Here is a 9186-nt window from a genome sequence, read left to right on the forward strand (position 1 = left end):
TGGTACCAGGAAGGTCAGTGACAATAGCGCGATCGCATCGACTCCAGGCATTCAATAAACTGGATTTTCCGACATTGGGTCGCCCCAGGATTACCACTTTTAAACCTGTGCGCAATAGCTCACCTTGATCCGCTGTGGCTAATAGTTGGGATACTTCTGTTAAGATATTGTTAAGTTGAGCTACAATTGCGCCTTGATCAAGGGGCGGTAAATCCTCCTCAAAATCAATTCGAGCCTCAATTTCTGCCAAAATATCCAGGCAAGTAGCTCTAGCTTCCCGAATGGGTGTGGCGAGCTTGCCCTGCAACCCAGCTAGGGCCGCTTGAACCGCTGCTGGGGAGCGAGACCCCACTAAGTCAGCAACACTTTCTGCTTGAGTCAAATCCAAACGCCCATTCAAAAATGCCCGCAGGGTAAATTCTCCTGGCTGTGCTAATCTCGCTCCTTGTTCTAGGCACAATTGCAACACTTTTTGTACAGGCATGATCCCACCGTGGCAATGGAACTCTACCACATCTTCACGAGTGTAGGAACGGGGAGCTTGCATAATTAGCAGCAATGCCTCATCCACTAGCTGTTGGGTTTTGGGATGACGCACATAGCCGTAGAGAATCCGGTGACTCTCCCAAGCCTGACGCCCCGGTGCCTGGAATAAAGTACGGGCAATTGCGATCGCATCTCTTCCTGACAGTCGCACAATACCGATACTCCCTTGTTGGGGTACAACTGCTGTTGCGATCGCAGCAATGGTTTGACTCTCGAACATTTCAGATCAAATTCGGTTAACTTACCATCATATCCCTTTTCGTGGTATAGGAGTCGGGAGTCGGGAGTCGGGAGTTGGGAATCGGGAGTCGGGAATCGGGAATCGGGAGTCGGGAGTCGGGAATCGGGAAAAAATGCTGTTTACCTGATTAGGCTAGAAACCGCATCACCTATTAGCGTAACCGAAAATTCCAGGCACTATTTGGGAAGTGATTAACCAGAGTGGTCAGCGGTCAGCGGTCAGCGGTCAGCGGTCAGTGGTCAGTGGTCAGCTTAAAACAAGGTAATAGGTAATAGGTAATGGCGTTGCTGAATTAAGGAATGAATGCGCGATCATTTGGTTTGATTGAAGCCCCCTAAATCCCCCAATTCTGGGGGACTTTGATAGTTTTGTTCCCCCCAGAATTGGGGGGCTAGGGGGGCAAAACCATACGCATAATCAGCAACGCCTAGGTAATAGGTAATAGGTAATAGGTAATAGGTAATAGGTAAAAAATCCTATCTACCTCATAGTTATGAAAAGCGCTGATAGCTGATAGCTGATTGCTGATTGCTGATTAATTATAGCTGATTGCTGATTGCTGATTGCTGATTGCTTACGTATTAGCAGCAAAGCTGACTGCTGTTCGCGTAGCGTGGCCAAAGGCCTTTAGCTGATTACTGACATAGTTTTTGATATTGCCATTAATGATAACAATAATAAATGAGTTGTGAAAACGATAATATTTGGTAAATTTCTACGAATAAATCCAAATTTTACATTATTTATTTCACGGTAGAAATATAAGGGTAATCTTACCACTACTCTAGTATTTGTTTGTATTTTTTTGATAAAGATGACCAGAGCTTTGTGAAGTTTTTAACTACTGCCAAACCTAATTTATCAAGATTGCAATAAATTTAACTATATAATAAAAGATTCGATTAATTTTGTTAAGTATCCAGCAATTTAAATTTAAAATTAAAACCGATTAAGATAACGAAATAAAAAAGATTTTACGAATAAGCCAGATGAAATTAGCTGTGAGTAGAATTAGTCAATCCCTGAGCGTCCTCTATGTGTTGGCAGGACCTCTTTGGGTTATACCGACAATAGCACAGCCGATTCAAGCCGATCACACCACTGACACGGAAGTTATCCAAGATGGTAATCGCTTTGATATTGACGGAGGTACTCAATCAGGTGATGGCTCTAATCTATTTCACAGCTTTCAGGAGTTTGGTTTAGACCAAGACCAAATTGTTAATTTTTTGTCTCAACCCGGTATCAAAAACATTCTCAATCGGGTTACAGGTGGCAACGCTTCAGTGATTAACGGTCTCATCCAAGTCACAGGGGGCAACGCCAACCTGTTTTTAATGAATCCAGCGGGGATAATTTTTGGTGCCGATGCCCAGCTGAACATTCCAGGATCATTAACCGCTACCACCGCTACAGATATTGGCTTTGGTGATAATAATTGGTTTAGTGCCTTTGGTGACAACGACTACTTGTCCTTAATTGGAACACCTAGTGTATTTAGGTTCGAGACATTAGGTACACCAGGAGCCATTATCAATCAGGGCCAGCTAGAGGTGACACCAGGAAATAACCTAACCTTACTGGGTGGCACTGTGATCAGTACTGGAGAACTGGCAGCACAAGAGGGAAAAATTACGGTAGCTGCTGTACCAGGGGAAAGTTTAGTGAAAATTACCCAAGAGGGGCACTTGCTGAATTTGGAAATTCACCCCCTACTCACTGACCAACAATCCTTGACACCTGTGCAATTGCCTGAACTTTTAACTGGCCCTGATGTAGGTCATGCCACAGAATTCAAGGATAATGGTGATGGTACTGTAACGTTGCAGGATTCAGGCATCACTTTGGAGTCTGGGGATGTAGCGGCAAAGGAAGTAACGGCAGAGACTGCAACCCTGTCCGCCAACAATAACCTGACTCTAGTAGAAAGCCAGCTGTCTACCACGGGAGATTTAAACCTACTTGCCCAGAATAAAGTGGTGGTAAGGGATACTCTTGAGAATTCCTTCAATGCTATAGCGGGAGGAGACCTCTACATTCAGGGGGATTTAGGCATTGATATTCTGGCACTGAATCATCCCAAGACACCCTTTCAGAGTGGGGGTAATCTCAGTTTAGTTAGTGATGGGATTATTTCCGGAGATGCTCACTTTGCTAGTGGTGGTAGTTTCTCGATTCTGAATTTATCCGGTAAACCAGGTAATTTTCTGAGCTTCTATGACCCGATTATTATCTCTAGAGGCGATGTAAAATTTGGCGATTATACAGGAGCTTCTCTGAAAGTAGAGTCTACTGGAAGTATTGAGGGGGGAAATATCAAGATCACACAGCCAGACACCACTGGCTCGATTCCCACTTCAGATCCAGATTTTGAGAATTTGACCCAACGCCGCTCTCTGATTTTGCGAGCAGGTTTGAGTGAGGATCAATTGAGTAATTCAGTTAATTTTGATCCTAATCAATCAGTCACCGTAGAAGGGACAGAATTCTCTAATCTTGAACAGAATTTACCTGAAGGGAGTATCACTATTGGTGATATCGATACAAGTTCTAATCCGAGTGATGCTGCACCTGTAATCTTAGGTGATGCTGGACCCGTAATCTTATCAGCTCAAGACGACATTATATTCCGTAATAATGATCGTCCGGATGTTACCACGATCAGGACGACAGAAACAGGGGGTAGTAATTCTGGTGATGTAACCTTGGAAACTGCACAGGGAAGCATTGAGGTAAATGGTGAGACTCTCACAATTATCACCGAGGCATCAAACGGTGGAGATTCTGGTAACTTAACCTTTAACGTTCCAGATTCAAACAATGTTAACTTTGAGAATATTGAGATCAACACACAAGCTCAGAGGGGTGGCAATGGTGGTGATATCATAGTCTTCGCTCCTGACATTACTAGCGAAGCTGATGCAGAAGCAATACGAGAACAAATAGAATCTAACTCACGGTTAGATGCTCTCAGAGGTACGGAAGGAGAGATTACTATTAATCCGGGAGATCCAACGGATGATGGCACAGTCACACCACCGGATGATGGCACAGTCACACCACCGGATGATGGCACAGTTACACCACCGGATGATGGCACAGTCACACCACCGGATGATGGCACAGTTACACCACCGGATGATGGCACAGTCACACCACCGGATGATGGCACAGTTACACCACCGGATGATGTAACAGTTCTACCACCGGATGATGGCACAGTCACACCACCGGATGATGGCACAGTCACACCACCGGATGATGGCACAGTCACACCACCGGATGATGGCACAGTCACACCACCGGATGATGTAACAGTTCTACCACCGGATGATGGCACAGTTACACCACCGGATGATGGCACAGTTACACCACCGGATGATGTAACAGTTCTACCACCGGATGATGGCACAGTCACACCACCGGATGATGGCACAGTCACACCACCGGATGATGGCACAGTCACACCACCGGATGATGGCACAGTCACACCACCGGATGATGGCACAGTCACACCACCAGAGAATGTAACGGTTTTACTACCGGATGATCTAACAGTTTCACAACAGGTAGACTCAAAAATCCCCACACCGGATAACTCATCAATAACACCGCCAGAGGTTCCACCATTGGTAGAGCAACCAATCACACTGGAGGCGACCGTTACAAGTGACCTAGTCTATGGCATAGAAAAAGCCTTCACAGAAGAATATCAGGCATACTTTCTGCGACAGCTCAAGACCAAAATTTCTACTCAGAATGATGTGCGCGATCGCATTCGTGAGCTTGAGCGGGAGAAGGGTCTCAAGACTGGGGTTATTTATGTCAGTTTTGTCCAAAACTCCCTGACATTACCAGGAACTCGATGCCAAACTCCAGCAATCCCAGCAGCCGAAATTGACCGAAGATTTGGTTACCGACCCTCTGATCTACCTTTAGAACCGGAAAAATGCTTACAACAAAACGATGACCAGCTAGAACTGTTGCTGATCACAGCAGACGGTAATCCAATTCTGCGGCGAGTCTATAACGCAAATCGTGCTGAAGTCCTAGCTGTGACTAGGACCTTTCATCGAACACTGATAAATCCCCGAAGCTTGGATGATAAGGATTATCTCAAACCAGCTCAGCAACTTTACCAATGGCTGATCGGACCGTTGGAGGCTGAGTTAAAAGCTAATAAGATCGAGAGCCTGATATTTGCCATGGATCAGGGGTTGCGCTCCCTACCCCTGGCTGCTCTCCACGATCAAAAGAATTATCTAGTGGAAAATTATAGTGTCAGCCTGGTGCCTAGCCTTAGTTTGACCTATTCTCGGTTTACCCATGTTCAATCCTTGCGACTGCTGGCGATGGGAGCCTCCCAATTTTCTGATAAACAGGATTTGCCTTGGGTAAAAGTCGAGTTACAAACAATTATCAACAAACTGTGGAAAGGTAACTATTTTCTCAACGAAAGCTTCACTCTGGAAAATTTAAAGGCTCAACGAAAAAAACGGAAATTTGGCATCATTCACTTAGCTACCCATGCTCAGTTTAATCAGGGAGCTCCTGAAAATTCTTATATTCAAATGTGGGACGAAAAACTGGGGCTCGATCAAGTGGAAAATCTGTTTTCTGAGCCATCGGTAGAGTTGTTGGTACTCAGCGCTTGCCAAACCGCTTTGGGAAATCGGGAAGCAGAGCTAGGTTTTGCTGGCTCAGCCTTTCAGGCAGGGGTTGACTCCACTCTAGCAACCCTTTGGTCTGTCAGTGACCAAGGGGCTCTGGGGCTGACTACAGAGTTTTACCGTCAGTTGAACAAGACACCGAGTAAAACTGAAGCCTTGCGACAGGCACAGTTGGCAATGATTCGAGGCAATGTCCGGATCGAGAATGATCACTTATATAGCTCTGGCAAGAAAATTGCTTTATCCTCAGAATTGTCAGGATTTGGAAAACAAAGCTTTACCCATCCCTATTATTGGGCTGCTTTTTTGCTAGTTGGTGATCCTTAGTTATAGGTAAGCTATCAGCTATCAGCTATCAGCTATCAGCTATCAGTTATCAGCTATCAGCTATCAGCTAATGCGCACGCTACTTGAGGTGCTTTTTAATAAAAGAGGTAAGCATTGGTTTAATCTGAGTTAAGTCTGCTGACGGCTGACGGCTGACCACTGACGGCTGACCACTGACGGCTGACGGCTGACGGCTGACGGCTGACGATAGTTGCCCAATCTAGGTCACAACCCAATCGTTTTCAGCATTTCCAAATGCTTTGAAACCGGTACAAGGGTATTGGCAGTAATCATCCCGCTGGCGGCAACTGCTGGTAAACCAATACCGGGAAAGGTTGAGTCTCCACAGCACATTAGTCCAGGTAGGGGTGTGCCAGGACCAGGAAAGATGCCAACTCCTGCTCGAATTGCTGGACCGTAGGAACCTCGGTGGCGGCGCAGAAAGCGTTCGTGGGTGAGTGGTGTACCGACTAGAGTGACTTCACAACGGGAACGAATGTCTGGAATGATCCGCTCCAATCCTTTCCACATGATTTCTGCACGCATCTGCTTTTGTTGTGCATAGGCTTCACTGCTACGACTCATCCCCTGCCAGAGTTCATAGGGTTCGTTACCTGGAGTATAAACGTGAATCACGTGTTTTCCTGGTGGTGCTAGGGATGGGTCTAAAAGGGATGGAATCGATAGCACTACTATATTCTGGGGAGCGGTAACACCCTTTTCCCAGTCATTAACGATAATGTAGTGGCAGGCTAGGTCTTTTTCTAGTCCTTCAGCATCAATGCCTAAGTGGAGATGCATGAAGCTGTCACACTCAGGGGTGGCGTTTCTCTTGGCTCGATAGGATTTTGGTATGGCTGAATCTGGCAGTAGTTTGAGGGTATCCCATACTGAGATATTAGACACTACTGTTTTACGGGCTCGGATTTCTTTGCTGCCCCTCAGACGCACACCTACGGCACGGTTGTGCTCGACTATCACTTCTTCAACATGAGCATTAACTATCAACTGACCACCATGTTTTTCTAATCCCCGCACTAGGGCATCAACTAGGGCACCACTACCACCAATGGGATAGTCTAGCACTACCCCTGGTCGATACCATTCCGCAAACATAAAGGCCATCTCTGCCGCAATGGTTCCATCCGCTGGTAGTCCAGATAATAGAAAACAAAGCAAATCCAGCCAATTACGGCTAAAGTTGTCTTTGAGAACACCGTCCATTATCTGGCTAAAGGGTCCTCTGAGCTTGATAGAATTCCCAAGATATGGTAGGAAAGAGGGGGCAAATCGGCTGAGGGTGACCACTGCGCCAAGATCAAAACGGATGGCAGCGAGGGGAATTGCGATCGCAGCCTTAGCTAGGGGTTCCATCACCCGCTGAAGCTCACGCCATTCGGTTACAGCATCATTACCACGAAGCCTGGCTAGAACTTCACAAAACTGATCCGCACCAACGGAGGTGTCAAAGTCACCTTCAGGCAAACGGCAACCCCATGTCTTGTAGGTTTCCCAAGATAAATCCTCACCAATGGCATCTAGCAGTTGTCGCAGAGGATTAGAAGAAGGGCTATAAGACAAACCTGAGTAAAGAGACGGACCGGAGTCAAACTTGAATCCATTGCGCTCAAAAGCGTGAGCAGCACCACCAGGGATTGAGTGGCTCTCGCAGACTGTGACGTTAAAACCGTAGCGAGCTAGAAGAGAGGCGCAGCATAAACCACCAATCCCACTGCCAATTACAACTATATCTGTTTCTTTACTCATCCTTGGGCTCGATAGTTTGGTTTATTCTATTGATAATTACGACAAAAATACTATATTACCAATTTTTCTCGTATCGTTTCTTCATTTGCCCTAAACCCTACCAACACCGCTGTGCCATCCTTCACAAACAGGGGTCGTTTCAGCAGCATCGCATCTTTGGCAAAGGCTTCAACCCACTGCTCTTCGGTCCAAGTCTTTTTTTCTTCACCTATTTCACGGTAGGATTTCCCAGACGTATTACGCATCGGTTTAGAGCCCAAGGCTTCTACCCAGCTGCTAATCATATCGGCAGTTGGTGGATGCTCTTTTGTGTTGATAAAATCATACTCAACACTGTTATCTTCGAGCCATTTAAATGCTTTTTTGCAAGTGCCGCAGTTGGGAATACCGTAGACTTTAATTGACATAATTTTTATCCTTATTTGCAAGAAAGGGAATCGGGAATCGGGAATCGGGAATCGGGAATCGGGAATCGGGAATCGGGAGTTTGATAATTTTAATTTACCGAAAACTGGGGCAAGTTATAATTTAAAATAGGGTGTAGAGCGTAGGATATAGTAGATAAAAATTATTGAATTTATTACTAAATTACACACCTGGTAACCCCACACCCTACGGGCGCATCTCATTAAAGCTGTTTGACCAGGTGGTGCGTTACGGGGCGGGCTCTGCCAAGGTGACGACCCATACCATGAGTTCGATCCCGCCCCTAACGCACCCTACGCAACTAAACTTTGAATTTATCGGTAATCCGCTGCATCGCTTCGTCTACATTTTCCCGACTATTAAATGCGGAAATGCGGAAATAACCTTCCCCGGCAGCACCAAATCCAGAACCAGGGGTTCCGACTACATTGGCAGTGTTGAGTAATTTATCAAAGAAGTCCCAACTGGATAGACCATTAGGTGTTTTGACCCAAACGTAAGGGGCATTTACGCCACCATATACTGTTAATCCAGCGGCTGTTAGTTGATCGCAAATAATTTTGGCATTTTCCAGATAGAAGTCAACTAGTGCTTTAACTTGCCCTTGGCCTTCTTCAGAATAAACGGCTTCAGCGCCTCGTTGTACAATATAGGAAACCCCATTAAACTTAGTACAATGGCGGCGGTTCCAAAGTGGCCACAGTTCCACATCTGAACCATCGGATGCTTTGGCTGTTAGGGTCTTTGGTACTACTGTTAATGCACAGCGGGTGCCGGTAAAGCCCGCATTTTTGGAAAAAGAGCGGAATTCAATGGCACAATCCCTTGCTCCCTCAATCTCATAGATGGAGTGGGGTAGGTCTGGGTCAGTGATAAAGGCTTCGTAGGCTGCATCAAAGAAAATGACCGAACCATTAGCTTTGGCATAGTCTACCCAAGTTTTGAGGTAGTCTTTGCTAGCGGTTGCTCCGGTAGGGTTATTGGGGAAGCATAGGTAAATTAAATCAACCTTCTCGGAGGGAATCTCTGCGGTGAAGTTGTTCTCGGCGGTAATCGGTAGATAAACCAAACCCTCATATTTACCAGCATCATTAGCATCCCCGGTATGACCAGCCATGACGTTGGTGTCTACATACACGGGATAAACTGGGTCAGTAACGGCAATCTTGTTATCTTTCCCAAAGATGTCAAGAATGTTGCCAGAGATCC

6 protein-coding genes are annotated in these 9186 nt (G+C 45.9%); 2 read left to right on the forward strand and 4 right to left on the reverse strand.

Features of this window, described 5'->3' with window-relative positions; all coding sequences use genetic code 11:
• Positions 1-766 (reverse strand): tRNA uridine-5-carboxymethylaminomethyl(34) synthesis GTPase MnmE (gene mnmE / locus F6K37_RS24435; RefSeq protein ID WP_287252692.1); only part of this gene is annotated, 766 nt, incomplete at its 3' end.
• Here mnmE and F6K37_RS24440 point away from each other — a divergent pair.
• Together F6K37_RS24440 and F6K37_RS24445 are read left to right on the forward strand one after the other, a co-directional pair.
• On the forward strand, positions 752-982 hold the full coding sequence (locus F6K37_RS24440) for a hypothetical protein (RefSeq protein ID WP_131826988.1): 231 nt from the start codon (positions 752-754) through the stop codon (positions 980-982). The genes mnmE and F6K37_RS24440 overlap by 15 nt on opposite strands.
• An 806-nt stretch (positions 983-1788) precedes the next feature.
• The gene (locus F6K37_RS24445; protein ID WP_287252695.1) at positions 1789-5784 is read left to right on the forward strand and encodes a CHAT domain-containing protein; all 3996 of its coding nucleotides are present in this window, start codon (positions 1789-1791) and stop codon (positions 5782-5784) included.
• 225 nt (positions 5785-6009) lie between these two features.
• Here the strand turns inward: F6K37_RS24445 and F6K37_RS24450 are convergent, their stop codons facing one another.
• The 3 genes from F6K37_RS24450 to F6K37_RS24460 form a co-directional block, all read right to left on the reverse strand.
• Positions 6010-7551: a phytoene desaturase family protein gene (locus F6K37_RS24450; RefSeq protein ID WP_287252697.1), complete on the reverse strand. Its 1542-nt coding sequence runs from the start codon at positions 7549-7551 to the stop codon at positions 6010-6012.
• A 50-nt stretch (positions 7552-7601) separates the two neighbouring features.
• Positions 7602-7958: a Spx/MgsR family RNA polymerase-binding regulatory protein gene (locus F6K37_RS24455; RefSeq protein ID WP_287252700.1), complete on the reverse strand. Its 357-nt coding sequence runs from the start codon at positions 7956-7958 to the stop codon at positions 7602-7604.
• A gap of 320 nt (positions 7959-8278) precedes the next feature.
• A partial coding sequence (locus F6K37_RS24460; RefSeq protein WP_287252703.1) for an LL-diaminopimelate aminotransferase occupies positions 8279-9186 on the reverse strand: 908 nt, incomplete at its 5' end.

Origin of the sequence: Moorena sp. SIO4E2, assembly GCF_010671945.1 — a bacterium.
In the GTDB taxonomy this organism is placed as follows: domain Bacteria; phylum Cyanobacteriota; class Cyanobacteriia; order Cyanobacteriales; family Coleofasciculaceae; genus Moorena; species Moorena producens.